Origin of the sequence: Alcanivorax nanhaiticus (genome assembly GCF_000756665.1) — a bacterium.
Taxonomy (GTDB): domain Bacteria; phylum Pseudomonadota; class Gammaproteobacteria; order Pseudomonadales; family Alcanivoracaceae; genus Alcanivorax; species Alcanivorax nanhaiticus.
The window spans coordinates 374,579-398,632 of record NZ_ARXV01000003.1 but is presented as its reverse complement, the minus strand read 5'-3'; the positions used below and the strand labels follow the sequence as shown (position 1 = coordinate 398,632).

Annotated in this window: 21 protein-coding genes; 10 read left to right on the top strand and 11 right to left on the bottom strand. The window is 56.3% G+C overall.

The genetic code is table 11. The features are described from left to right. Nucleotides 1–297 precede the first annotated feature (297 nt). Complete coding sequence (locus Y5S_RS05905) at nt 298–606, top strand: YdcH family protein (protein WP_231552634.1); 309 nt, start codon at nt 298–300, stop codon at nt 604–606. Nucleotides 607–691: 85 nt separating this feature from the next. Here the strand turns inward: Y5S_RS05905 and Y5S_RS05900 are convergent, their stop codons facing one another. From Y5S_RS05900 to Y5S_RS05870, 7 genes are all read right to left on the bottom strand, one after another. Continuing rightward, entirely contained in the window at nt 692–1,957 is a 1,266-nt protein-coding gene (locus tag Y5S_RS05900) for a hypothetical protein (RefSeq protein ID WP_035231211.1), read from the bottom strand. 80 nt (nt 1,958–2,037) lie between these two features. Continuing rightward, complete coding sequence (locus Y5S_RS05895; protein ID WP_035231210.1) at nt 2,038–3,978, bottom strand: acetoacetate--CoA ligase; 1,941 nt, start codon at nt 3,976–3,978, stop codon at nt 2,038–2,040. 123 nt (nt 3,979–4,101) lie between these two features. Next, nucleotides 4,102–6,063 (bottom strand): acetyl/propionyl/methylcrotonyl-CoA carboxylase subunit alpha, encoded by a 1,962-nt coding sequence (locus tag Y5S_RS05890; protein ID WP_035231209.1) that lies wholly within the window; start codon nt 6,061–6,063, stop codon nt 4,102–4,104. A gap of 97 nt (nt 6,064–6,160) precedes the next feature. After that, the gene (locus tag Y5S_RS05885) at nt 6,161–6,934 is read right to left on the bottom strand and encodes an enoyl-CoA hydratase/isomerase family protein (protein ID WP_035231208.1); all 774 of its coding nucleotides are present in this window, start codon (nt 6,932–6,934) and stop codon (nt 6,161–6,163) included. Nucleotides 6,935–6,988: 54 nt separating this feature from the next. Next, nucleotides 6,989–8,596 carry a carboxyl transferase domain-containing protein gene (locus Y5S_RS05880; RefSeq protein ID WP_035231207.1) on the bottom strand — a complete coding sequence of 536 codons (1,608 nt, stop codon included), beginning with the start codon at nt 8,594–8,596 and terminating at the stop codon, nt 6,989–6,991. Nucleotides 8,597–8,696: 100 nt separating this feature from the next. Further along, the gene (locus tag Y5S_RS05875) at nt 8,697–9,860 is read right to left on the bottom strand and encodes an isovaleryl-CoA dehydrogenase (RefSeq protein ID WP_035231206.1); all 1,164 of its coding nucleotides are present in this window, start codon (nt 9,858–9,860) and stop codon (nt 8,697–8,699) included. A 4-nt stretch (nt 9,861–9,864) separates the two neighbouring features. Further along, on the bottom strand, nt 9,865–10,251 hold the full coding sequence (locus tag Y5S_RS05870) for a MerR family transcriptional regulator (RefSeq protein ID WP_035231205.1): 387 nt from the start codon (nt 10,249–10,251) through the stop codon (nt 9,865–9,867). A 169-nt stretch (nt 10,252–10,420) separates the two neighbouring features. Here Y5S_RS05870 and Y5S_RS05865 point away from each other — a divergent pair, with 169 nt between their 5' ends. The 4 genes from Y5S_RS05865 to rraA all read left to right on the top strand — a co-directional run bounded on the left by Y5S_RS05865 (nt 10,421) and on the right by rraA (nt 16,475). Then, on the top strand, nt 10,421–12,718 hold the full coding sequence (locus Y5S_RS05865; protein ID WP_035231204.1) for an efflux RND transporter permease subunit: 2,298 nt from the start codon (nt 10,421–10,423) through the stop codon (nt 12,716–12,718). 66 nt (nt 12,719–12,784) lie between these two features. Continuing rightward, entirely contained in the window at nt 12,785–14,995 is a 2,211-nt protein-coding gene (locus Y5S_RS05860) for a response regulator (protein WP_035231203.1), read from the top strand. Continuing rightward, nucleotides 14,992–15,684 carry an NAD(P)H-binding protein gene (locus tag Y5S_RS05855; RefSeq protein ID WP_035231202.1) on the top strand — a complete coding sequence of 231 codons (693 nt, stop codon included), beginning with the start codon at nt 14,992–14,994 and terminating at the stop codon, nt 15,682–15,684. The genes Y5S_RS05860 and Y5S_RS05855 overlap by 4 nt, the downstream gene beginning before the upstream one ends. Before the next feature lie 308 nt (nt 15,685–15,992). Next, a complete protein-coding gene (gene rraA / locus Y5S_RS05850; protein ID WP_035231201.1) occupies nt 15,993–16,475 on the top strand; it encodes a ribonuclease E activity regulator RraA in 483 nt (160 codons plus the stop codon). A 29-nt stretch (nt 16,476–16,504) separates the two neighbouring features. On the opposite strand, the gene Y5S_RS05845 is transcribed toward rraA, so the two are convergent. Further along, nucleotides 16,505–16,720: a DUF6316 family protein gene (locus Y5S_RS05845; protein ID WP_035231200.1), complete on the bottom strand. Its 216-nt coding sequence runs from the start codon at nt 16,718–16,720 to the stop codon at nt 16,505–16,507. 302 nt (nt 16,721–17,022) lie between these two features. On the opposite strand from Y5S_RS05845, the gene Y5S_RS05840 reads away from it, so the two are divergent. Then, nucleotides 17,023–17,430 (top strand): CBS domain-containing protein, encoded by a 408-nt coding sequence (locus Y5S_RS05840; protein ID WP_035231198.1) that lies wholly within the window; start codon nt 17,023–17,025, stop codon nt 17,428–17,430. Nucleotides 17,431–17,466: 36 nt separating this feature from the next. Further along, the gene (locus Y5S_RS05835; RefSeq protein WP_052041421.1) at nt 17,467–18,057 is read left to right on the top strand and encodes a DUF805 domain-containing protein; all 591 of its coding nucleotides are present in this window, start codon (nt 17,467–17,469) and stop codon (nt 18,055–18,057) included. A 67-nt stretch (nt 18,058–18,124) separates the two neighbouring features. On the opposite strand, the gene Y5S_RS05830 is transcribed toward Y5S_RS05835, so the two are convergent. Continuing rightward, on the bottom strand, nt 18,125–19,105 hold the full coding sequence (locus Y5S_RS05830; protein WP_035231196.1) for a malate dehydrogenase: 981 nt from the start codon (nt 19,103–19,105) through the stop codon (nt 18,125–18,127). Nucleotides 19,106–19,244: 139 nt separating this feature from the next. On the opposite strand from Y5S_RS05830, the gene Y5S_RS05825 reads away from it, so the two are divergent. After that, entirely contained in the window at nt 19,245–20,327 is a 1,083-nt protein-coding gene (locus tag Y5S_RS05825; protein ID WP_035231194.1) for an NAD(P)/FAD-dependent oxidoreductase, read from the top strand. A gap of 25 nt (nt 20,328–20,352) precedes the next feature. Here the strand turns inward: Y5S_RS05825 and Y5S_RS05820 are convergent, their stop codons facing one another. Beyond that, complete coding sequence (locus tag Y5S_RS05820) at nt 20,353–21,399, bottom strand: AraC family transcriptional regulator (protein ID WP_035231192.1); 1,047 nt, start codon at nt 21,397–21,399, stop codon at nt 20,353–20,355. Nucleotides 21,400–21,530: 131 nt separating this feature from the next. Continuing rightward, nucleotides 21,531–21,890 (bottom strand): poly(hydroxyalkanoate) granule-associated protein, encoded by a 360-nt coding sequence (locus Y5S_RS05815; protein ID WP_035231191.1) that lies wholly within the window; start codon nt 21,888–21,890, stop codon nt 21,531–21,533. A 170-nt stretch (nt 21,891–22,060) separates the two neighbouring features. On the opposite strand from Y5S_RS05815, the gene Y5S_RS05810 reads away from it, so the two are divergent. Then, nucleotides 22,061–23,593, top strand: a complete 1,533-nt coding sequence (locus Y5S_RS05810; RefSeq protein ID WP_035231190.1) for a carboxylesterase/lipase family protein — start codon at nt 22,061–22,063, stop codon at nt 23,591–23,593. A 94-nt stretch (nt 23,594–23,687) separates the two neighbouring features. After that, on the top strand, nt 23,688–24,023 hold the full coding sequence (locus Y5S_RS05805; protein WP_035231277.1) for a BolA family protein: 336 nt from the start codon (nt 23,688–23,690) through the stop codon (nt 24,021–24,023). Nucleotides 24,024–24,054 lie beyond the last annotated feature (31 nt).

Genomic DNA, 24,054 nt, shown 5'->3' with positions numbered 1-24,054 from the left:
ATGGTCAGGGTGGTTCCCTTTCCAAGAGGCAAGGTGCAGCAGATGCGCGCTTCAGGCCTCGCCCTCCGGGTCTTCCAGGCTGGCCCGCACTCGTTGTTGCGCTTTTTTGATGGATGGACATACACCTTCAAAAGCGCGCCTAGATTGCGAACCAGCCTGAAAGACTGAGCATGTAAGGAGTTATTCAGAGACACCTTAATGTTACGGGGATGAGAGTTTGAATCTAATCAGGAATTGTGGTGATTTAGTTAGGTTAGCGCGCCTCTGAGTAACTCGGAATGGTTCGGAGGTTCCTTAGTGATTGATTCAGTACGTCTGTATCAGATGTGCTGGTTTTCGGAAATGAAGACAGGAGTCATCAGCATGTTGGGCGAAAATCACAGCATTCATCATGAATTTCCCGACCTACACGAGAAGATCGACCTGCTTTCCAGGGAGGATCCGGTTTTCCGTGAGCAGATACTGGAACATGACAAGCTCGACAAGCAGATTCGCGGGTTGGAGATGCGGGAAAGCCCGGTGGCTGATGCACAGATGGAAACCATGAAGCATCAACGGCTCCAGTTGAAAGATCATATTTACCAGCGCCTTATGAGAACGGATTGATGCGGTTTCATAATGAAAGGATGTAAAAAAGGGCCTGCATTTTCATGCGGGCCCTTTTCATTGTAACGACCGTCCGAGGCGATGATTATTTGACGGTGAGGCTGGTCCTGGGTGTGGCCAGCATGGTTTGCGCGTACTCTCCCGGCCCCTGGCCGTTGCTGTCTTTGCTGTAGTAAAGGCGGGTGATGAAGTAGAACTCCTCGCCAAAGGGCAACTCGGTCAGCGAGAAGCCCACATTGGGTAGCTGCCCGGCAAAACGTTCTGGTTCATTGATCTGGTTGGCATCGTCCTGGTACAGCAGTTTGGCGGGGGTGTTGAATCCTTTCACGAACGCCAGTTGAGCCAGCATATCGAAGCCTCGGCCAGTGCCAAACCAGATCCAGTTGTCACCCTGTAGCGGCATCTTCAGCATGGCCTGCTCGGCTTTGGACAGTTTGCCATCGGTGATGGCCACATGGTTTCCGGTCCAGCTGGTAACCAGTTTGCTGTTATACAGGCCGTTGCCATCCAGTGAGATATCCAGTGCAGGCCGTTCCAGCACGGTGTCGGCGATGCCGGGAAGGGTAAAGCGGCTGTGGATTTCCACCTGTTGCGGCATGACCAGGAAATAGTTGTGGATACGCAGCACCGGTACACGGGCGACCTTCACGGAGGTGGATGCATAGACCATGGCAGCAAGGGGGCCGCTGATCACTTCTTTTACCTTGGGGTCCAGATTGTCATTGCTGAGGGTAATGCGGTTACCTTCACCAAAGATGCCGGCACTGAGCCGTAATTTCAGTGTATCGAGAATGCTCTGGCGCTGGCCGTTTTCGCCTTTGAAGCCCCGAAAGTAGAAGTCACTCCATTTGAACAGATTGCGATCTGCCATGGTCAGGGCAAAGTCGGTGCTCTTGATCGTGAGTGTGTCAGGATCAAACTGCACATAGCGCTCTGTGCTTTGCAGGTAGGCATTCTTGACCAGATAAAACAGCCGGGTTTCTCCGCCTTGCTGCACTGCCAGCTCTGCGGCGACTTGTTCAGAGGTGCTGTTTGTGAGTGCGGTGCCACCATCCTCGAATCGCAGTAGCAATCGATCAGCTGCGTCAATTCGAGCCGGGTCACCGGCAAGATGAGTACTGCCATCTTCCTCGAAAAACGGGAAGCCTTCTTCAGACCATTGCACCCATTGGTGGGGTACGGGCTGAAGTTTACCGTCCTGTACGGAAAAGAAAGAATAAAGACCCGTCTGTTTTCCCTGCAGGGGTTTCAGATCCTCACCGGTGAGGGTGATGATCTGGGCCTGAAGGGACAGCGAAAAGATCAGCAGAAAGAACAGTGCCGGAAGTCGGAAAAAGTTATTGTTATTCATGTGCCTTATGTCACAAAACTGCCGTTTCCACACATGATGCGCCTTTCTGACTGATCGTCAATGACTGTAATGCGATTCCTTTATGCCTGGAGTTCAACCCTGTGGGCAAAATGGGCCAAGGCGTCAGGGTTGGCAAGCGCGTTGCGATTACTGACTTCGCGACCATGAATGACTTCGCGTACTGCCAGTTCGACAATCTTGCCGCTGACGGTACGAGGAATTTCCGGTACGGCGGCAATGACAGCGGGTACGTGGCGAGGGCTGGCTCCCTCGCGGATAGCCTTGCGAATCCGGGCTTGCAGGGCATCCGTCAATGCTTCACCCGCAGTGAGTACCACAAACAGCACTACTCGCACGTCACCTTGCCATTCCTGTCCTACGACAATGGCTTCGCGGATCTCATCCAGGGTTTCTACCTGGCGGTAAATCTCTGCGGTACCGATCCGCACACCTCCAGGATTGAGCACTGCATCGGAGCGGCCATGAATGATGAGTCCATCATGATGCTCGTGGGGGACGGTTTCGGCATAGTCGCCATGGGCCCAGATGCCGTCAAAACGGGCGAAATAGGCGTTGTGGAAACGGCTACCATCGGGATCGTTCCAGAACTGTACCGGGCAGGAGGGAAACGGCTGTCGGCAGACCAGCTCTCCCTTGCTGCCTGACAGGAGGTTTCCTTGATCATCCAGTACTGCTACATCCATGCCCAGACCTGCGCATTGCAGTTCACCGCGATAGACCGGCAACAAGGGGTTGCCCAGGGCGAAGCAGGAAATGATGTCGGTCCCGCCAGAAATGGAACTGACCAGAAGATCCGGTTTTACCTGTTGGTAGAGGAAATCATAACTTTCATGCAGTAACGGTGAGCCGGTGGAAAACAGGATGCGCAGGCTGCCGAGCTGATGACTTTCCCTGGGCACGAGCCCGGACTTCTCCACCGCCTGAATAAACTTGGCACTGGTGCCAAAGTGGCTGATGGCTTCAGCGTCGATCAAGTCGAACAGGCGGGCCGTGTTTGGATAGCCGGGATTACCGTCGTACAGCACTAGGGTCGCGCCAGTGTGCAGGCCGCAGATCAGCCAGTTCCACATCATCCAGCCGCAGGTAGTGAAATAGAACAATGTGTCGTCGCTGCCCACATCGCCATGCAGTTGTAATTCCTTGGCCTGTTGCAGCAGCGTGCCGCCAGCCCCATGGACAATGCACTTGGGCTGTCCGGTGGTACCGGAGGAATAGAGAATAAAGAGCGGATGATTGAAGGGCAGGGGAGTGAACTCCGGGGCGGTTGAAGCCCCATCCAGCCAGCTCTGCCAGATCAGTGCTTTTTCTACCCGGCTGCTTGTGCCCTTGCCGGGCACCACAATCAACAGTTCTGGTTCCAGGGCCTGATGCAAGGCATCGATGCGCGGCTCCAGATCAATCCATTTGCCATTGTACTGGTAGCCATCACAGGCAATGAGGACACGAGGCTCAATCTGGCCGAAACGATCCAGTACCCCTGAAACCCCAAAATCGGGGGAGCAGGATGACCACACAGCACCGATCCATGCTGCGCCCAGAGCGGCAATCACGGTCTCAATCCGGTTCGGCATGAACCCGGCGACCCGGTCACCAGGCTGGATGCCCGCTGCCTTGAGCTGGGCGGCTACCCGGCCTGCGGCCACCCGCAGTTCAGCGTAGCTGATGACCTGCCGATGGCCGTCTTCCAGTACGCTTATCAGGGCAGAATGCTGGTCATTGCGACGCAGTAAGTTTTCGGCATAGTTCAACCGCGCGTCAGGGAACCAGCGAGTATCCTGAAAGCGTTCCTGCCGGGCCAATACGGTGTCGCCGGGTGTGCCCTTTAGCTCACAAAAATCCCAAACCTGCTGCCAGAAGGCCTCCGGCTCGTTGACAGACCAGTCATGCAAGGCGTTGTAGTCTGCCAACGGCTGGCCGCTGTTATCACGGGCCTGTTGCCAGAATTTGGCCAGCTGACTGTGCTGTTGTGCGTTGCCGGGTTGCCAAAGGGGGGAAGCCATGGGGAACTCCTGCCAGTGGCGGAGATGGGCTGACGCCCATTTCCGCCCTACGGTGGTTGATTGGTAATGTAGGGCGGAAATGCCCGCAGGGGATCTCCGCCGCGTTCCTGATGCCAGTGGGGTCTATGCTTCGATGTCAGCTTCAAATTCCACCAGCAAAGTGCCTTCACTGACGCTGTCGCCAGCCGCCACATGAAAATCATGCACCCGACCGGGTACTGTGGCGCGCAGGGTGTGTTCCATCTTCATGGCTTCCAGCGTGATAACGGCGTCACCGCTGTTTACGTGGCTGCCCGGTTCCACGTGCAGTGCGACGATGGTGCCGCTCATGGGGGCCACAAAGCCACCTTCGGCCCCGTGTTGCGCACTATCGCGGCTGGGGTTGCGAACAATGCGGTGGGCCTGGCCGTCCACGAACAACAACAGGGTGTCGGCATCAATGACGCTATAGCGTCCCTGCAAGCCATGAGCGCCCCAATGAAGCCGGAACCCCTGTTCCTGTAGTGCCAGGGCGAGGGCATGGCTTTGCTCGCCAACAGCAGCATGGCCATCCTGTTCTCGCACGGTCAGCACGGCATCATCAACCTGTAGCTGACTGAGCTGAAAACGCTGCCCCAGTGGACGCCACCCGGACAGGCTCTGCCACGGGTTATCTTGCGTCCCTGCCTGATCGGATGCTGCCAGAATGCGACTGGCGGCCAAGGCCAGCAGTTCAGGCGCGGCACTGCTTGCTTCCATCAGGTGTGGGCGATGTTCAAGCAGGCGGGTGTCCAGATCTGCGTTGGCAAAGGCGTCGTCCGCCAGCACCCGCAGCAGGAAGGGCGTATTGTGATGGATGCCACTGAGCTCCAGGTTCTGCAGTGCAGTAATGAGCTGTTGACGGGCCGCATCACGATCTTCGCCATAGCAGATCAGCTTCGCGATCATGGGATCATAATATTCTTCCACCCGGTCACCGGATTCGTAGCCTGCATCCACGCGGGCATGCTCGTGGGGCCAGCGCAGGTGGCTGAGCAGCCCGGACGAGGGCAGAAAGCCCTGTTCCGGGTTTTCCGCATAGAGTCGCACCTCCATGGCATGACCATGGCGGTGAATATCTTCTTGGGCCTTGGGCAGGGTTTCGCCTGCGGCGACGCTCAGCTGCCAGGCCACAAGATCCTCGCCAGTGATCATTTCCGTTACCGGGTGTTCCACCTGTAGGCGGGTGTTCATCTCCATAAAGAAGAACTCGCCACTGGCTGGAGAGTAGAGAAACTCTACGGTGCCAGCACCGCGGTAGTCGATGGCTTTGGCTGCCTGTACGGCGGCCTCGCCGAAGGCATTGCGGGTAGCTTCGTCAAGGCCAGGTGCTGGCGCTTCCTCAATGATCTTCTGGTGACGACGTTGCACTGAGCAATCCCGCTCGAACAGGTGCACCACATTGCCGTGGTTATCGGCAAATACCTGCACTTCCACGTGGCGGGCGGCGGGCAAATAGCGCTCCAGCAGTACCCGATCATCGCCAAACGCACTGCGGGCTTCACGGCGTGCCGCGGCCAGGGCTTCATTGAATTCTGCGGCGTCATTGACGACTCGCATGCCTTTGCCGCCACCGCCGGCCACGGCTTTGATCAGTAGCGGGAATCCTACGGTAGTACTGGCGGCGATCAAATCCTCGTCACGGGCACCTTCTTCATCAAAACCGGGTAATACTGGCACCTGACTGGCGGCCATTAGCTGGCGTGCCGCTGCCTTGTCGCCCATCACCTCAATGGCTCGGGCGTTGGGACCAACAAAGATGATGCCGGCTTTCTCACAGGCTGCGGCCAGTTCAGTATTTTCAGACAGGAAGCCGTAACCGGGATGGATCGCATCAGCGCCGGTTTCTTTGGCGGCCGCGATAATCTTGTCGATCACCAGATAGCTGTCGCGGGCCGGTGCCGGACCCAGACAGACCGCCTGATCCGCTTCGTGAACGTGGGGCAGGGTGGCATCCACGTCGGAATAGACCGCCACAGTGGCGATACCTTGTTGACGACAGGTACGCATAATGCGGCGGGCAATCTCCCCGCGGTTGGCGATCAGCAGTTTTTTAATCTTGGCCATGACAAATGCCTATTTGGGCTTTTAGAAGCGTCGCTGGCAGTGCGATCCCCTACGTGGGTTGATCGCGTCGCCAGCAACGCTGCTACGGAAAAGTGGGTTACATCCAGTTGGGTGCGCGTTTTTCCAGAAATGCCGTCAACCCTTCCTGGCCTTCGGCCCCGGTGCGAAGCCGGGCAATCAGTTCAGCGGTGCCTGTGAGCATGGCGTTGTCGATGGGGCCTTGGCTGACCCGCTCAATCAGGTTGCGCGCCTCGATCTGTGCCTGGGGTGCGGCCAGCAACAGGTTGCTCACTAGCGCGTCCACCGCCTGATCCAGCTCCGCTTCCGGTACCACTTCATGGACGATGCCCATAGCCTCGGCCTTGTCGGCGGTAATCACCTCGGCGCTCATGAAGTAGCGGCCGGCCTGACGCGGCCCCAGCGCCCGGACCACATAGGGGCTGATCACCGCAGGCACGATGCCGAGCTTCACTTCACTGAGACAGAAGCGTGCGCTGTCGGTGGCCACCGCCATATCGGCAGCACAGATCAACCCTAGTGCGCCACCAAAAGCCGCGCCCTGAACCCGGGCGACAACCGGCTTGGGACACTGGTCAATCGTCTGCATCAGCCGCGCCAGGCGCAGCGCATCGGCCTTGTTCTGCGCCGCATCCTGTTTGCCCATGGCGCGCATCCAGTTCAGGTCGGCGCCGGCAGAAAAATGCTTGCCGGCGGCCTGCAGCACCACCACGCGGACACTGTCATCACTACCTGCCTTCTCAAATGCTTCGGTCAGCGAGGTGATAATGCTGTCATCAAACGCATTTCTTTTGTCAGGATTGTCCAGCGTAATGCGAGCAACCCTGCCTTCGATTTGTGTGCTAACGCTCATGGCTGACCCCCGGTTTTTGCGTGTTGCGAAGCTTGCTGCATGTCGCGTCTCCCATTACATCCTGAACACGCCGTAACGCGTGTCCTCGATGGGGGCATTCAGGCTGGCAGAGATGGCCAGGCCCAGTACATCGCGGGTATCTGCCGGATCGATGACGCCGTCATCCCACAGACGCGCACTGGCATAGTAGGGCTGGGCCATTTGCTCATAACGTTCTGTCATGTCTGCCTGAAACGCCGCAGCTTCCTCGTCACTCCATTGCTCTCCCTTCTTCTTCAGAGAGGCCTGTTTTACCTGGGTGAGTACGCTGGCGGCCTGCTCGCCGCCCATGACCGAGATGCGAGCATTGGGCCACATGAACATGAAGCGAGGGTCGTAGGCTCTGCCGCACATGCCGTAGTTACCGGCACCGAAACTACCGCCGGTAATCACAGTGAACTTGGGTACGGTGGCACAGGCCACGGCATTCACCATTTTCGCGCCGTGCTTGGCGATTCCTTCGGATTCGTATTTCTTGCCGACCATGAAACCGGTGATGTTCTGCAGGAACAGCAGCGGTATCTTGCGCTGGTTACACAGTTCTATGAAATGAGCACCTTTCTGGGCTGACTCGGAATAGAGCACGCCATCGTTGGCGAGAATGCCCACCGGGTAACCGTGAATATGGGCAAAGCCGCACACCAGGGTGGTGCCGTAGCGAGCCTTGAACTCATCCAGTTCAGAGCCATCCACGATTCGTGCAATCAGCTCGCGGGCCGGCATGGGTTGGCGTGTGGTGGTGGGGATCACACCATACAGTTCATTCGCAGGGTAAGCGGGTGCTCGTACCGGCTGACGCTTTACCTGATCGGGCTTGTGCCAGTTCAGATGGGCGATGGAGCGGCGAGCCAGTTCCAGCGCATGGGGTTCGTCCTCGGCCAGATGGTCGGCGACACCGGATTGTTCGCAGTGCAGATTGGCTCCACCCAGTTCTTCGGCAGTCACCACTTCACCGGTGGCGGCTTTTACCAGCGGCGGACCTGCGAGAAAAATGGTTGCCTGTTCCTTCACCATGATCACTTCGTCCGCCATGGCAGGCACATAGGCTCCGCCGGCGGTACAGGAGCCCAGTACCACGCTGATTTGCGGAATGCCTCGGGCTGACATGTTGGCCATGTTGAAGAAAATACGACCAAAGTGCTCCCGGTCCGGGAATACTTCATCCTGACGGGGCAGGTTGGCTCCACCGGAATCCACCAGGTAGACGCAGGGCAGGCGGTTTTCAGCAGCGATAGCCTGGGCGCGCAGGTGCTTCTTTACCGTAAGCGGGTAGTAGCTGCCGCCTTTTACGGTGGGATCGTTGGCAACGATCATACATTCCACACCATGGATATGGCCGATGCCTCCCACGCAGCCTGCGGCTGGCACATCTTCGCCATAGACACCGTCGGCTGCCAGTGCCGAGATTTCCAGAAACGGAGAACCTGGATCCAGCAGCAGATTGATGCGCTCGCGCACAGGCAGTTTGCCGCGCTCTCGCAGGCGTTGTTCGGCTGCTTCACCGCCGCCATGGGCAATATGATCCAGCTTTGCCTGCAGGTGCTCACGCAGTTGCAGGTTATGCTCGCGATTCGCCTGAAACTCCGGGCTGGCTGGATTGATCTGACTGTTAATCTTCGGCATGGATGCCTCTTTTAAAAACGGTTAGCCAAAGAGGTCACAGAGAGCACAGAGCTGAAGTGGTTTTCTTCGTGAGCTCTGTGTGCTCTGTAGTGGATGGCTTTTATGCGGTTTCGTTAAATAGCTCGCGGCCGATCAGCATGCGGCGAATTTCGCTGGTGCCGGCGCCAATTTCGTAGAGCTTGGCGTCACGGAGTAGGCGGCCAGTAGGGTATTCATTGATGTAGCCATTGCCGCCCAGAGTCTGGATGGCTTCCAGTGCCATCTTTGTGGCATTTTCAGCGCAATACAAAATGACCCCTGCCGCGTCCTTGCGGTTGGTTTCGCCGCGATCACAGGCTCGTGCCACGTTATAGAGATAGCTGCGGCTGGCGTTCAGCATCACGTACATATCTGCCAGCTTGCCTTGCATGAGCTGGAACTCACCAATGGCTTGACCAAACTGCTTGCGTTCATGAACGTAGGGCACCACCACGTCCATGCACGCTTGCATGAGCCCGGTGCAGCCGCCGGAGAGAACGGTCCGCTCATAGTCCAGGCCGCTCATCAGGACTTTCACGCCCTCGTTTTCCTTGCCCAGAATGTTTTCCGCTGGCACGGCGCAGTCTTCGAACACCAGTTCACAGGTGTTGGAACCGCGCATGCCCAATTTGTCCAGTTTCTGGGCACGGGAAAAGCCGGGGAAATCACGTTCAACAATAAAGGCGGTGATGCCTCGCGGGCCGGCACTGGTGTCGGTCTTGGCATAGATCACATAGGTGTGGGCATCCGGACCGTTGGTGATCCACATCTTGTTGCCGTTAAGGATGTAGTGATCGCCTTTTTTATCCGCACGCAAGCTCATGCTGACCACATCAGAGCCCGCGCCAGGCTCACTCATGGCCAGGGCTCCGATCTGGTCGCCGCTGACCAGGCCGGGCAGATATTTGGCTTTCTGGCTTTCATTCCCGTTAAGGTAAATCTGGTTCACGCACAGGTTGGAGTGGGCACCATAGGAAAGGCCGATGGAGGCCGATGCCCGGGAAATTTCTTCCATAACAATAGTGTGGGCCAGATAGCCCATGTCCGCACCGCCGTATTCTTCGCTGACGGTGACACCCAGCACCCCGAGATCGCCCAGCTTCTTCCACATCTCCAGCGGAAACTGGTTGCTTTTGTCCACCTCGGCAGCAATGGGCGCAATTTCCTTCTGGGCAAACTGGCGAACACTGTCACGCAGGGCAACCAGGGTCTCGTCAAGATCAAAATTAAAGCTGCTGTTGAACATAGGTTTAATTCTCCAGTTCTTTCATGGCGTCCACGCAGCGTTGCTCAGCGTCATCAAGTTCCAGCTGCAATGCGTGGATATCACGTAATTGTTGTTCAAGCTGTTCCCGGCGCTGTTGGATCTTGTTCTGCAGCGCCAGAAGCTGGTGGCGGTTATCACCTTGAGGCTGATACATGCCAATTAGCTCCTTGGACTCAGCCAGGGAAAAGCCGAGACGCTTGCCTCGCAGGATCAGCTTCAGCGTGACCCGGTCCGCCGGGGAGTAGATACGGGTCTGCCCACGGCGGGAAGGAGACACCAGCCCCTGATCCTCATAGAAACGGATCGTGCGGGTGGTGACATCAAACTCGCGCGCCAATTCGCCGATGCTGTAGGTCTGTTTTTTCGTCATGGTGAAAGAATAGGGGAAGTTTACGTTAACGTAAAGAATGGGTTTGTGTCAGGTTTTGGCCTTATCGGTCCGTGACAGAGTGTTTACCCCTGAATAGACTTCAGGCTGGCATTGCCCTGTTGAATATGAAAAAAGCGCTACTGTAGAGATAAGTGATAAAGGGGAAGACATGAGAGACGCTTGGAGTCGCTGGGTGGTTGCGCATCCGGTGTGGGTGTTGTTCGGGTGTATTGTATTGACGATGGGCTTGGCCGGGGGCTTGAGCAAGTTCCAGAACAACAATGACCCACGTATTTTTTTCACCGAAGACAATCCTGATTTCAAACGCTTCGTTTCCCTGGAGGACAACTTCACTGCCAATGAAGTGGTGTTGTTTGTTATTCACCCTGAAAACGACAATCTCTTTACGGCTGAAACCTTGGCGGCTATTGAGTCCCTGACCGAGGATGCGTGGCTGCTCCCGCATGCTACCCGGGTAGATTCGTTAGCTAATTTCCAGCACACCGAAGTGGAAGGCGATGAGCTGTATGTCGCTCCACTGGTAGAGAATGCGGCAGGGTTGTCCGAGCCGGAGCTGGAGAGAATACGTGGCATTGCCCTTAACGAGCCCTCGTTGTTGGGTCGGCTAATTTCCGGCAAAGGGCATGTGGCGGGTATCGCTGCGACCGTGACGATGGGGGAGGGCAAAACCGAAGCGCCAGAAATCACCGCCGCAGCTCGGGAAATGGCCGAGACTTATAATCAGCGCTACCCGGGCATCGATTTTATGGTGACCGGGACGGTGGTGTTCAATCAGGCTGCCGCGGAAGCGACCGAGCAATCCATGTCGAGTACCTTGCCACTGGCCTTTGTGATCATGCTGCTCTGCCTCTGGCTGATTCTCCGCAGTGTCATGTTTGTGGTGGTTACCGTATTCATTATTACTTTCTCGATCGCTTCGGCCATGGGCGTGGCCATGTGGCTGGGAATCGAGTTCTCACCGATTGTTGGCATGGCGCCGGCCATGATTCTGACGCTGGCGGTGGCAGATTCAGTACACATACTTGCCAGTTATCGCCATGAACGTCTTGACGGGAAAGCCAAGGCGGACAGTATTGTCGAAAGCTTGCGTATTAATCTTCAGCCGGTATGGCTTACCAGTCTGACGACGGCAATCGGCTTTGCCATTCTCAACTTCTCGGAATCGCAGCCGTTCCGTGCACTGGGTAATGTGGTGTTGATCGGGGTATTGCTGGCGTTTCTGTTCTCCGTGGTATTGCTGCCTGCGCTTGTGATGTTGGTGCCGCACAAGATAGAGCCGGGCCGCCAGCGGGATTTTGCTCCCCAAATGGCTGCCCTGGCCGGCTATCTCACCCAACGTTACCGGGCGTGGCTGATGGGCATGTCGGTATTCGTGGTGGTGCTGACAGCCTGCATTGGCATGAACCAGATCAACGATGTCTTCAATGAGTACTTCGATGAAAGTTTCGAGGTGCGGCGGGTGAATGACTTCGCCATGGCTGAACTCACAGGTATGCACCGCATCGACTATGCGGTTCCTGCTGCAGACTCCGGTGGCGCTATGGAGCCTGAGTTCCTGCAGCACATGGATGACCTGATTAATTGGCTTGAGCAGCAGGATGAGGTGGTTTATGCCACTTCCTATACGAATGTGATCAAACGCCTGAACCGGGATATGCACGGCGGAGACCCGGAGTACTACCGGATTCCGGATTCCCGCGAGCTGATTTCCCAGTACACCCTGCTTTACGAGTTGTCCTTGCCTCAGGGCTTGGGGCTGGAAGATCAGCTGGATATCGACAAGTCACAGGCACGCCTGGTTGTGATGCTGGAAAATATCGGTTCCCATCCTGTGCTGCTGTTCAATGACCGGGTAGAAAACTGGATACAGGATAACTGGCCCGAATACATGCAGACCCATGGCACCGGTATGGACATCCTGTTTGGCCGGGTCACCATGCGCAATATCCAGAGCATGTTGAGTGGCGCCTTGATCGCTCTGGTCAGCGTGTCGGTTCTGCTGATTATCGCCTTGCGTTCTTTCCGTTATGGCATGTTGTCTCTGATTCCGAATCTGTTGCCAGCGGGGATGGCGTTTGGTCTGTGGGGGCTGATTAACGGCGAGGTCGGGTTGGCAGTGTCTGTGGTGGCCTGTATGACATTGGGTATCGTTGTTGATGATACCGTGCATTTCCTGAGCAAGTATGTCAGGGCGAAACGCGAGCTGGGTCTCAATACTGAAAAAGCGGTGGAGTATGCTTTTCGCACGGTGGGGGTGGCGCTGGTGGCAACGTCCCTGGTGCTGGTGGCCAATTTCGCGGTGATCGGAACCAGCCATTTCTACCCCAATGCCAGCATGGGGCTGCTTTCTGCGATTACCATTGGTATGGCGTTGGTGGTGGATTTCTTCTTCTTCGTGCCTTTGCTGGTGGCGCTGGATCGCAGACGCAAGGGTGTCCGGGCCTAGCCAGCCCGGGTAAGCAGTGCTAACGTAGCGCCACACGGCTATAACAGGTTCTACGGAACGGACACTGTGACGTACAAGAAAGATCGCAAGGTTTTACGAAAGGTCGATTATGGGGCCGCCAAGAATTCCCTGATGGGAGTGCTGGCGGCCCTGCTGGTTTATGCGCTGGTGTTTGCCTGGGGGCAGGTGTACCAGAGTTATGAACTGGAAGCGCTGATCGGTGGAGGGGCGGTATTGGCCGTGACGGCATACCGGCTCTGGCTGTTCGCCCGATTTGATGCGCTCTATGGTGCGGGTCCCGCTCGCTGGCGGCGGTTGTTTGGTGTCGGGTTGTCACTGCATGCGCTCCTGTGGGGCCTGATTCCTGCCTGGCTGGCCTGGCGCGTTGGCACCGGTTTCAATTTCTTTGCCATTCTTCTCTATAACGTGGGAGTGACCACCGCACTGGGGTCATCATGGATGGCTGGTCTGCGTGTACGGCAGGCCTATATTCTGCTCATGTTCCTACCGACCCTGCTGGTGTTGTTTGTCACCGGCGCATTGCATGACTGGGTCATCGCTATCCTTATTGGCAGCTATGCGTTTTATCTTTTCCGACTTTACCGGGGCCAGTATGAGACGTTCTGGCATGCCGTTACGAGGGAACGTCGAAACAAGAGCGAAGGCCCGTCCCAGCCTGTTCGTACCAACACCGAAATTCAGCTGAGCCTGGTGTACCGGCTTGCCCATGAATTACGGACGCCGATGAATTCCCTTATGGGCATGATGTCACTGCTGGAAGATACCCGGCTCAATGATGAGCAGAAGGACTACATGCAGGTGGCAGGCCGCAGTGGCAAGCTGCTGCTGACTCTGATCGATGATGTGCTGGATTACTCCCGGATTCTATCTGGCCGGGTGACATTGAACTCCGAGTTTTTCGATTTTCGCAATGCTATTGAGCAAGCCCTGGAGGCGTTTGGCCCCATGGCGCAGACCAGTGGATTGGAGTTGACCTGTGTCATCGATCGTATGCTGCCCAAGCGCATTCGTGGTGACCGCGAGCGGCTGATGCAGATCCTCAACAACTTGTTCAGCAACGCGATCAAGTTCAGCGACCGCGGTGAAATTCGCCTTGATGTAGATTTTACGGTGGAAGGTGAGAGCGGTGGTGTGCTGCGTGTGAGGGTCAGTGATCAGGGCTCGGGTATGGATCCGGAAACCCTGCGCCACCTGTTCCTGGATCGTTTTATCGAAGACGGTCAGGACGTTTACAGTAGCCACCATACCGGCTTCGGCCTGCTGGTCTGTAAAGGGCTGGTGGATGCCATGGGTGGACATATCGGTGCCGAGAGTGTGCCTGGGGAAGGCTCCACGTTCTGGTTTACCGTTCCCGTCCAGATGCAGCCGGATATGCGCGAGGCACAAAGCCTGATTCGTGCACTGGATGGTGCTCAGGCGGTAGTTGTGGGCTCTGCAGCGGGCACCGTGGCCTGTCTTCAGGAGGAACTGGAGGCACTGGATTGCCAGTGCTCCTCCGCTGAAGGGTATGACCATGCCCTGCAGGCGTTGCGTGCAGGGCACCGTGAACACACGGACTTTGATCTGCTGTTTGTGGATACCTGTTCAAGACCGGAGCTGGCACTGAATCTGTGTCGTAATGTGCTCGAAGATCCCTTGTTGCGTCCGGTGCGACTGGTCCTGATGGCGACCATCGAAGAACGCGGCCTGCCCGCCATTCAAAAAATGGTGGATCAGCATGATCTGGTGGTGCTTGTGCGGCCTGCACACCGTTCCAGTATCCGTCTGGCGTTGTCTAGAATCATGGGGCTGCAGCGCCATGTTCCGGTGGGTGATGCTCCTCTACAGACCCCTGAAGAGCGCCAGCGTCGCAAGCGTTTCCGCCTGATGCTGGTGGAGGATAATGAGGTTAACCAGTTGGTAACCCGAGGCATGATGAGCAAGCTGGGTTATCAGGTGAAGACGGTCAGTAATGGTGAGACCGCATTGGCTCTGCTGGAACAAGAGCCTTTTGATCTTGTGTTGATGGATTGCATGATGCCGGAAATGGATGGCTTTGAAGCTACCCGGCAGTTGCGTGAACTGGAAAAAAGCCGTGGCACTGAGCGCATTCCTGTGGTGGCGATCACAGCGAATACGGCAGAGGGCGTTCAAGCTCGATGTCTGGCGGCAGGAATGGATGATTTTCTGGCTAAACCGGTACACCTGGATGCGCTGGAAACGGTTTTGCGCCGTTGGTTACCAGAGCAACCGAGTAATAACGAGGAACAAGAATGACAAGAAAGGCCTTGTTACTGGGCGCCACCGGCTTGGTGGGGGGGGAGTGTCTTGCGCAGCTGCTGGACAATGATGCCTATGACAGCGTGACAGTGCTTTCGCGGCGTGAGTCCAGCCTGTCACATCCGAAACTGGATTGGCAGGTGGTGGATCTTGATCAGATGGAAGCCTGCCAGCAGCAGTTTCAGGTAGACGACGTCTTCTGTTGCCTGGGTTCTACCATGAAGAAGGCCGGTTCACGGCAGGCGTTTCGCCATGTGGACCATGACTTGGTGGTGTTGGCCGGGCAGATGGCCAAGCGGGCAGGGGTGCAGCGTTTTTTGGTGGTATCCGCCATTAATGCGAATGCCCGCTCTCCGTTCTTTTACTCACGAGTAAAAGGGCAGATGGAACGAGCACTGGAGCGTTTGCAGTTGCCGTTACTGGTGCTGGTTCAGCCGTCCCTGTTGCGAGGCAATCGTGAAGACAAGCGTACCGCTGAGGATTGGGGAAATCTGCTCAATCGCGTTATCGAGCCACTCACTCGCTGGACCGATGCACACTGGCTGCCAGTCGATGGCAGCAAGGTAGCAGAAGGAATGGTGGGCATGGCGCTTGAGGGGCCGGATTCTGGCCTGTACAAACTTCGTTATCGGGATTTTCTGGTGTACTCGGGCAAATTGCACGAGCGACAGGGAAAATCCGGTTAGGGCCTGTTAACACTACCAAAATGGTACCTGTTGAGTCCCAAAAGCCGCCAATCTAGGCATGAGGAATGATGTCTGGTTTCTCCAAATGAATGACGAATAACGACGAGTGTCGGCTTTTGGGGCTCAACCCGGAGGGCTGATCCCTTTTTCCGCCCAGCAGCGCCATTCGCTGTTTATGTAGAATGACTACATTGCACATCGGCTGACACTACTGGACGAAAAAATGCATTCAGCAGGTGCTATTTTGGTAGTGTTAACAGGCCCTAATAGACCGCAGTGCTGCGGGTGGATCAAAGCAAGGAGTCAATATGTCTTTCGTGACCTGTGATCTCTGCGATGACAATGCAGATATCGTGTCAGTGGTAACCGGCTTTAACTGGTTTAGCTACGGCGGTCGTAGTGCCTTTGGCGGTGAAATTGTGACCGTGAAATGCTTTGAAGATAACAGCCGAGTGAAAGAGCACCTTGGCACAGAGGGCAAAGGCAAAGTGTTGGTTGTGGATGGTGGTGGCAGTCTACGCAATGCACTGATTGGCGATATGATTGCTGAAAATGCGGTTAAGAATGGTTGGGAGGGCGTTATTATTTACGGTGCATGCCGTGATGTGGATGCTCTGGCTCAGCTGGATATCGGTGTTGTTACACTGGGCTGCGTGCCGATCAAGTCAGTGCGCCGGGACGAAGGGCAACTCAATATCGATATTGAATTTGGTGGTGTGGTATTCCGCCCCGGCGAATACGTTTATGCGGATAACAATGGCATTATTACGGCGCCCAAAGCCCTGCTATAGCGTTGAGCGTGGCCTAAACCCGCAGGGATTCAGTCCGGCATTCTTGCGGGTTTCAAACCGTAGTTCTCCATGGCCTTCATGTCCCGCAGATACATCATCAAGCCGCTCTCGGCTTCTTCCCGGTTCGGGTAGGGGCCTTCTATTGTGTTTTCCCGGGTGGAAAAATACCAGTTGGGCCCCTCATTAAAGAAGCGGTCGCTTCGGAACCAAGTACGTTCATTCTGATCGTCTTCACGACAGGTCATCGGTATCCCTTCCCATATAAGTTGTCGATCAAGTAGTTATTTATAGCAATAAATTAGCACTTCATCTTTTTTTGTTTCCATCACCGTCGGTCAGAATGGTACTTTGGTGCAGGTTTGGCGTCATTCAGGGATGGGATTTCGTTCCTGGAGGCCGGGCCCGGTCGTTATTTGTGTTCCGGGCCAATGTTTGTGGCGTACCGAATTTCTGAAAGTTGACCTAGATGACTGGTTTGGCAGGGCTTTTCTGCTATAAAGGCTGAAGGGAATCGTTGGGCCTGGCCCACTATCGGCAAGGAAGAACTATGCTTAAATCCATGTTAGTGGCGGATTACATGAGCCGTCGTGTGATCACGCTTTCTCCTGACCTGTCTGTACATGAAGCCATCCGGGTACTGCTTGAGAACCAGATTTCCGGTGCTCCGGTGGTCAATGAATCGGGTGAGCTCCAGGGGATGTTTTCCGAATCCGATTGCCTTAAAGGGGCGCTTGAAGCCAGTTATCACGACACTGGAATCGGTCCGGTGTCTGAATATATGACAGTCGATCTGCAAACCGTATCTGGCCAGACTTCCATTCTGGACGCGGCTGAAATTTTCCTGGCTGATCATCGTCGCCGGTTACCGGTGGTGGAGGAGGGCAAACTGATCGGGCAGATCAGTCGCCGTGATCTGCTGCGGGCCATGGACGATTTCAATCGTAGCCAATCCTGATTTTTCTTTTTCTATCACCATCCTTAAGGGGGATCTATGAACCAGCCGTATCAGGCTCCGGTGTCCGATGTTGCCGCTGCAACACAGGAACAGACCTATCATCCAAAAATGTTTTCGGCGTCTGGTCGAATTGGCCGAATGCGCTATTTCGTCTATGGCGCGGTAATGTCAGTCATTTTTTATGCTGTGCTGGCTATCGCAATGGGCATCATTGCCGCTGTATCCGGTGGGTTGGAGCAGGCCCAGCAAGGCGGCGGAGTGGTTATCCTGGGATTCCTGTATTTTGCAATGATTATTGCGCTACTGGTGTTCAGTGTGATTTTCATGGTCCGTCGACTGAATGACTTCAATGCGTCGGGCTGGTTGTCGCTACTGTTACTGGTGCCCATTGCCAACCTCATCATGATGCTGCTGCTGCTCTTCAAGAAAGGCTCTCCCAGCGGTAATGATTACGGCCCCGCGCCGGTGCCGAACAGTGGTCGCGTGAAGGGTGTGTTTGCCGTGATGCTGGTGCTCTGGGTGTTGTTCTTTGTAGGCGGGATTGTTGCGGCTATTTCGATTCCTGCGTACCAGGATTACATGCAGCGGGCAGAAGCTGGTCAGCAGATGGAATTTTCGGATTACTGATGGCTGATCCAAGCTGAACGCATAAAAAAGGGGCTCCGAAGAGCCCCTTTTCTTTTACCGCTACGCCTTACGGCAGCAGGTGGGAAACAGCGTCACGCTCTTCCGCCAGTTCCTGCTCGGTAGCCTGCATACGAGCACGGGAGAAGTCGTTGACTTCCAGGCCCTGAACGATAGTCCAGTCGCCGTCCTTGCAGGTGCAGGGGTAGGAGTAGATCAGGCCTTCCTGAATACCGTAGGAGCCATCGCTGTAGATACCCATGGAAACCCAGTCGCCTTCGGCAGTGCCGAGCGCCCAGGAGCGCATGTGATCTACGGCAGCGTTAGCTGCGGAAGCGGCAGAGGAAGCACCACGAGCCTTGATGATGGCCGCGCCACGCTGCTGAACTTCCGGAATGTAGGTGCCTTCGTACCAGTCTTGTTCAACCTGATCCACAGCAACCTTGCCGTCCACTTCGCAGTGGTGCAGGTCAGGGTACTGGGTGGAGGAGTGGTTGCCCCAGATGGTCATTTTCTTGATGTCGTTGACCGTTTTACCCAGTTTGGTGGCCAGCTGCGCCATGCCACGGTTGTGATCAAGGCGGGTCATGGCAGTAAACTGACGCGGGTTGATGTCCGGCGCATTGCGCTGGGCGATCAGGGCGTTAGTGTTGGCCGGGTTACCGACTACCAGGACTTTGATGTCTTTGCTGGCATTGTCGTTGATGGCTTTGCCCTGGGCGGAGAAGATGGCTGCGTTGGCTTCCAGCAGATCTTTACGCTCCATACCCGGACCACGCGGACGAGCACCAACCAGCAGCGCGTAGTCGGCATCCTTGAAGGCCACGTTGGCATCGTCGGTACCGGAGATGCCGGCAACCAGCGGGAATGCGCAGTCTTCCAGCTCCATGATGACGCCTTTCAGCGCTTCCAGGGCGGGGGTGATTTCGAGCAGCTGCAGGATAACGGGCTGGTCTTTGCCGAGCATATCGCCGGAAGCGATGCGGAACAGCAGGGAATAGCTGATTTGGCCAGCGGCGCCGGTAACGGCTACGCGTACGGGTGCTTTCATGAACAATCTCCTAGCTTGAATTCGGGAGAGGTGGCAGAAACGATGAACCTCTGAACCATGCCTTGCATGGGTCAGAGGTCCGAACGGCGCGCATTATAAAGGAGCTGGCGAGTAATCGCACGAACTCCTAAGGAGGAATATGAATACCTGGGATGTGGTGGTGATCGGGGCGGGGCAGGCGGGCAGTGCTGCGGCCTGGGATCTGGCCGCGGGTGGCCGCCGTGTGCTGATGCTATCGCGGGTGGCAGGAGCGGGAAAACCCTGCGCCGGGGGGGTGACCGTGAAGACCCTCAACCGCTATCGCTTTTCCATCGATCCGGTGATCCGGGAGACGGTAGACACCCTGCATGTCAGTCGTTACCCCGGCCCGGAAGGGCAGCTCAAATCGACGCAGCGTTTCTGCGTAATGACCGAACGCAGTGAGCTGGACCGGTTCTGCCTAAAGCAGGCTCAGCGGCAGGGGGCAGAATTTCAGCTCACCAAAGGGGTGGCTGCGATCCGCCAGAACGGCAGTGGTGTAGAGGTTCACACAAAGGAAGGTGAAACGATCCGGGCGACATATCTGGTAGCGGCTGATGGTGCTAACAGTCGGGTACGCCATCTGCTGGGTGAATCGTCCTTGAAGGGAGCGATGGCCATTGAGGGTCACATTGATCGTGCCGATCTCAAGGCGTATCCGGGCATGACGCTGGATTTCCAGGCCATCAAGGGCGGCTATGGCTGGTTGTTCCCCAAGGGGGATCATATCAACGTGGGCCTGTATATCTGGAAGCATGGCCTGGCTGCACCGGATCGCAAGGCACTTGATCAATACTGTCTTGACCGCCTGGGAGTGAAGCCGCATCACGTTTCGGGCTTCCCGTTAGGAACCTGGTTGCCCAAGGTAAGACTGAAGCACGGCCGTATCCTGTTTGTCGGGGATGCGGTGGGGGCAACCGAGACACTATTGGGAGAGGGGATCTACGGGGCCGTGTTGAGCGGCCAGCTGGCGGCCCAGGCTCTGTTGTCGGACCAGCCTGAAAGTTATCTGACATTACTGTCGGGTTGGCGTGAGGAGCTGACTAAGGTGGCGCAGCTGTCCTCGCTATTCTACGGCCTGCTGCCGATGTCGATACCCATGCTCAAAGGTGCCCTGGGCGGGACCCTGGTGGAGGGGTTCTCACGGGGTTATACCCTGGGTGAATGCAAGCGTCGCTGGCGGGGTAGTGTCCGTCTGGCTTGAGTTAACAGAGGCTCCTGGGGAGCCCCTAGGGCGCTGGCGCATCGCGCCCTTGTTCCCGATAGCTGACTGGAGTCATGCCAAACCAGCGCTTGAACGCCCGGTTGAAGGCGCTCTGCTCCGAGTAGCCGAGATCAAGGGCAATCTGGTTCACTGAGCGCTCGCTGTGGAGTAACCAGTCACAGGCAAGCCGGCGGCGTTCCTCTTCGAGCATCGAGGAAAAGTCGGTGTTTTCGGCGCGTAGCTGTCGACGCAGGGTCCACGGTTTGACACCCAATTCGTCGGCAATGGGTTCAAGTTGAGGAACACCATCTTGCAGACATTTCTGGATTTCCAGTCGCACCTGATCCAGCAGGTTGTCACGGGCATGATACTGGGTGACGGCACGCTGCATCCGCGAGCGAGCCAGTTTGTGCACTTCCGGGTCGGCATCACGCAGGGGCAGATCGAGTATATCGTCACTCAGCACAATGGCATTTTCTGACTGCTGAAACGCCACCTCACAACCAAAGATACGTAAGTACTCTGCCTCCGCTCCCTGCGGCGGATGGCGCAGATGGATCAGTTCGGGGTTGTAGTTCTTGCCCAGAATCCAGCGTCCAAAGGTGATCGCAGCGGCAAAATTCGCATCAATGCGCATGGGGTAGGTGGGCAGGGATTCCATGTCGCTTTCCCAGATCAGCCACAGGTAATTGTTCCGCCACTCAAAGCGCAGTGCCGCATATTCAGTGGTGACCTTCATGAAGGGAATCATCAGCTCGATGGCATCCCTTAGGGTGGCGCTGGACATGCTGGCATAGCCCAGTTCGCCCATAAAACGCGGACGGATCACCTCGCCCATATGAAGACCAAACAGGGGATCATTACTGTGAATGAGTGCCTGCCGAATCAGCTGGTCTTCCACTGCCATGGCAATTCGAGACTGAGGGTTTTCGAGGTCTTCGTTGCTGACGCCCAGTTCAACAAGCGAGCTGCTGAGGTCAACGCCAGAGCGTAAGGCTGCATCCAGCAGAAACTCCAGCCAGAAGGGGGCGACAGTGCGTTGTTGAAGAAGTGTTGTATAGCTGGGCGGCATGAGCTCGTGATGTGTTGTTATCCCGAGCAGTAGCTAACGAGAGCAGGAGGATGAAGTCAACTGTTGATGTGCTGAAGCACAGGAAGGCGGGGAGGGCATGCCCTCCCCACGCCAATCCTTGTGGGCTAACGTCAGCTGGCTTCTTTGGCGAGCTTGTTGACCTTGCGGGTCAGGCTGTTCAGTTTCTTGTTCAGAGCTTCAACGTCGCTCTGGGTCGGCAGGCCAAGGGCTTCAGCCAGCTTGCCGCGCAGTTCATCCAGGGTGGAGGCTTTTGCCGCCGCCTTTTTGCTGGTGGCCTTGGCGGTCTTGGCCAGTTTCTTCTGACGCTTTTCGCCAGTCTTCACCAGGGAGTCAAACAGTTCAGTGCTGGATTGTTCAACACGCTTGGCGGCACCGCGAAGGGCATTGCTGACTTTTTCAGCTGCTGCACGGGTTTCGGAATTCAGTTGCTCGTAGCGCTCATTCAGCTGTTCAATAACGTTGTTGCTCATAAGGGGATCCCTCCTTAGATTGATTGGCGTGCCCTGAGGGCGAAGCAAGTGTATGCCAGCTTTTCAGGGTGGGAATTATTGTTGTAGAACAATAAAACATGAGCCAGATTCAGTTACTAATCAGTAACAAAACTGTGGTTTGAGTCCATTTTTTGATTCAGGGAGAACCCATGACAGCAGTTATTCGTCAGGGACACTATGAAGGCCTTCACAACAAAGGGGTCATTGAGTATCGCGGCATCCCTTTCGCAATGCCTCCGGTTGGAGAGCGTCGCTTCAAGTCACCGCAGCCGCTACCGGATAGCGATGAAGCGTTCCGGGCAGATCAGTTTCCGCTGGCTTCACTGCAGATGAATAACCCAATCATGGGTGTTAATGAGTCCAGCCAGGATTGTCTGTATCTGAATATCTGGCGTCCGCAAGGTGAAGGGCCGTTCCCGGTGATGGTCTGGTTCCATGGTGGTGGTTATTTGTCCGGCTCTATCTCCCAGGTGTTGTACAACGGTGCGCAGCTGGCGCGCAGCCAGGGCGTGGTGGTGGTGAATGCTGCCTACCGGCTTGGAGCGCTGGGCTTTGCGGATTTCAGTGCGGTGGCACCGGAGCTGGAAGCGGTGACCAATGCCGGATTACGTGATCAGGTGGCAGCGCTGGAGTGGGTAGCTGAAAACATTGCGGCTTTTGCCGGTGACCCCGCATCGGTGACGATCTTTGGTGAATCTGCAGGTGGTTTTAGTGTCTGCTCGTTGCTGGCATGTCCAGCAGCAACAGACCTGTTTCATGCAGCCATCGTACAGTCGGGCGCTGCCGACTTTGCGCTGTCGCCAGAGGAGGCCAGCAAGGTTGCCGAGGCAATGGTTGCGGCGCTCCCCGGGGATGGCAATGCCGCTGCGCGGTTATTGAATTGTTCCGACAAAGACTGGATCAGAGCGCAGAACGCCTCTGTCAAGGTGTTGGTGGACAGGGGGCTGCGAAAAACCACCCCCCAGTTCGCCATGAATTTCCTGCCAGTGGTCGACGGCGATTTTTTACCCGAGTTGCCCATTGAGGCAATTGCCCGCGGTGCAGCTGCAGAAAAGCGATTGCTGGCGGGGGTGTGCGCGGACGAATATCACTTCTTCCAATATGGAGGGGTGCTGGCCGGCAAGACCTCCATGGAGGCGCTGCGCGAAATCGGTGATGACGAGCTGTTGCGTCGTTTCGAGCGGGGCTTGCCGGGCCATGGTGCAGAGGCTGACCGATATTACCGTGAAACGGTGACCCCCGATCCCGGTCGCTGCGACCTCGACCGGCTCTCCGCCATGGAATCGGACCGGTTGTTCCGGGTGCCAACGTTGCGCCTGCTGGATAGCCACTCCGCCCATAATAATGATTGTTGGGGGTTCCAGTTCACTTGGCCCAGTGCCCCGTTTGGCCTGCCGCTGGGGGCCTGTCATGTGGTGGATATTCCCTTTGTATTTGGTGTGACCGACACGCCGGCGGGTGTTTATTTCACGGGCGGAGGTGAAGAAGCCAAGGCTTTGTCTGAGCGGGTGATGTCAGTTTGGGGGCAGTTTGCCCATGGCAATGAGCTGGACTGGCCTCGTTGGCAGGACACTCGGCAGGTTTGTCAGTTTGGTCCTGGAGAGCCCTTTGCGGCCTTGTTGGATGAGGCTGGCGAGGCACTGTGGGAAACCATTATCCCGCTGCCGACTTCCGCTGGCTGACATTTCTCCCTTGCGCCAAAAGGCGTAGAATATGCGCCCCGCTGGTGACAGTGAGGCGTTATTATTGGGATGTCGGATGATTCAGGGTGAAACCATGGCGGTAGCTGAGCAGATTGAAAACAAGATCCGGGATGCGGTGCCGGTGGCCCATCTGGTGCTTGAGAATGAAAGCTACAAGCACAGTGTTCCCCCCAACTCGGAAACCCATTTCAAGCTGGTGCTGGTGAGCGATGCCTTTGCTGGCATGATGCCGGTGCGGCGCCATCAGATGCTTTATCAGCTACTGGCCGAAGAGCTGGCAGGACCGGTACACGCGCTGGCTCTGCATGCCCATACGGTCGATGAGTGGAAGGCATTGGGTGGCGAGGTGGCAGAATCGCCGGATTGTCTGGGTGGTAGCAAGCATGACCCGGAGTTCGGGCAGCACTGAGCCCCGGTTTTCGCATCCTTCATCCATTAGT

Bases quoted from the DNA above. Each gene is read 5' to 3' on its own strand.
- Y5S_RS05810 (WP_035231190.1), top strand. From the start codon at position 22,061: ATGACAGCAGTTATTCGTCAGGGACACTATGAAGGCCTTCACAACAAA.
- Y5S_RS05890 (WP_035231209.1), bottom strand. From the start codon at position 6,063: ATGGCCAAGATTAAAAAACTGCTGATCGCCAACCGCGGGGAGATTGCC.
- Y5S_RS05815 (WP_035231191.1), bottom strand. From the start codon at position 21,890: ATGAGCAACAACGTTATTGAACAGCTGAATGAGCGCTACGAGCAACTG.
- Y5S_RS05900 (WP_035231211.1), bottom strand. From the start codon at position 1,957: ATGAATAACAATAACTTTTTCCGACTTCCGGCACTGTTCTTTCTGCTG.
- Y5S_RS05845 (WP_035231200.1), bottom strand. From the start codon at position 16,720: ATGACCTGTCGTGAAGACGATCAGAATGAACGTACTTGGTTCCGAAGC.
- Y5S_RS05805 (WP_035231277.1), top strand. From the start codon at position 23,688: ATGGCGGTAGCTGAGCAGATTGAAAACAAGATCCGGGATGCGGTGCCG.
- Y5S_RS05830 (WP_035231196.1), bottom strand. From the start codon at position 19,105: ATGAAAGCACCCGTACGCGTAGCCGTTACCGGCGCCGCTGGCCAAATC.
- Y5S_RS05855 (WP_035231202.1), top strand. From the start codon at position 14,992: ATGACAAGAAAGGCCTTGTTACTGGGCGCCACCGGCTTGGTGGGGGGG.
- Y5S_RS05895 (WP_035231210.1), bottom strand. From the start codon at position 3,978: ATGGCTTCCCCCCTTTGGCAACCCGGCAACGCACAACAGCACAGTCAG.
- Y5S_RS05865 (WP_035231204.1), top strand. From the start codon at position 10,421: ATGAGAGACGCTTGGAGTCGCTGGGTGGTTGCGCATCCGGTGTGGGTG.
- Y5S_RS05875 (WP_035231206.1), bottom strand. From the start codon at position 9,860: ATGTTCAACAGCAGCTTTAATTTTGATCTTGACGAGACCCTGGTTGCC.
- rraA (WP_035231201.1), top strand. From the start codon at position 15,993: ATGTCTTTCGTGACCTGTGATCTCTGCGATGACAATGCAGATATCGTG.
- Y5S_RS05870 (WP_035231205.1), bottom strand. From the start codon at position 10,251: ATGACGAAAAAACAGACCTACAGCATCGGCGAATTGGCGCGCGAGTTT.
- Y5S_RS05835 (WP_052041421.1), top strand. From the start codon at position 17,467: ATGAACCAGCCGTATCAGGCTCCGGTGTCCGATGTTGCCGCTGCAACA.
- Y5S_RS05840 (WP_035231198.1), top strand. From the start codon at position 17,023: ATGCTTAAATCCATGTTAGTGGCGGATTACATGAGCCGTCGTGTGATC.
- Y5S_RS05820 (WP_035231192.1), bottom strand. From the start codon at position 21,399: ATGCCGCCCAGCTATACAACACTTCTTCAACAACGCACTGTCGCCCCC.
- Y5S_RS05885 (WP_035231208.1), bottom strand. From the start codon at position 6,934: ATGAGCGTTAGCACACAAATCGAAGGCAGGGTTGCTCGCATTACGCTG.
- Y5S_RS05880 (WP_035231207.1), bottom strand. From the start codon at position 8,596: ATGCCGAAGATTAACAGTCAGATCAATCCAGCCAGCCCGGAGTTTCAG.
- Y5S_RS05825 (WP_035231194.1), top strand. From the start codon at position 19,245: ATGAATACCTGGGATGTGGTGGTGATCGGGGCGGGGCAGGCGGGCAGT.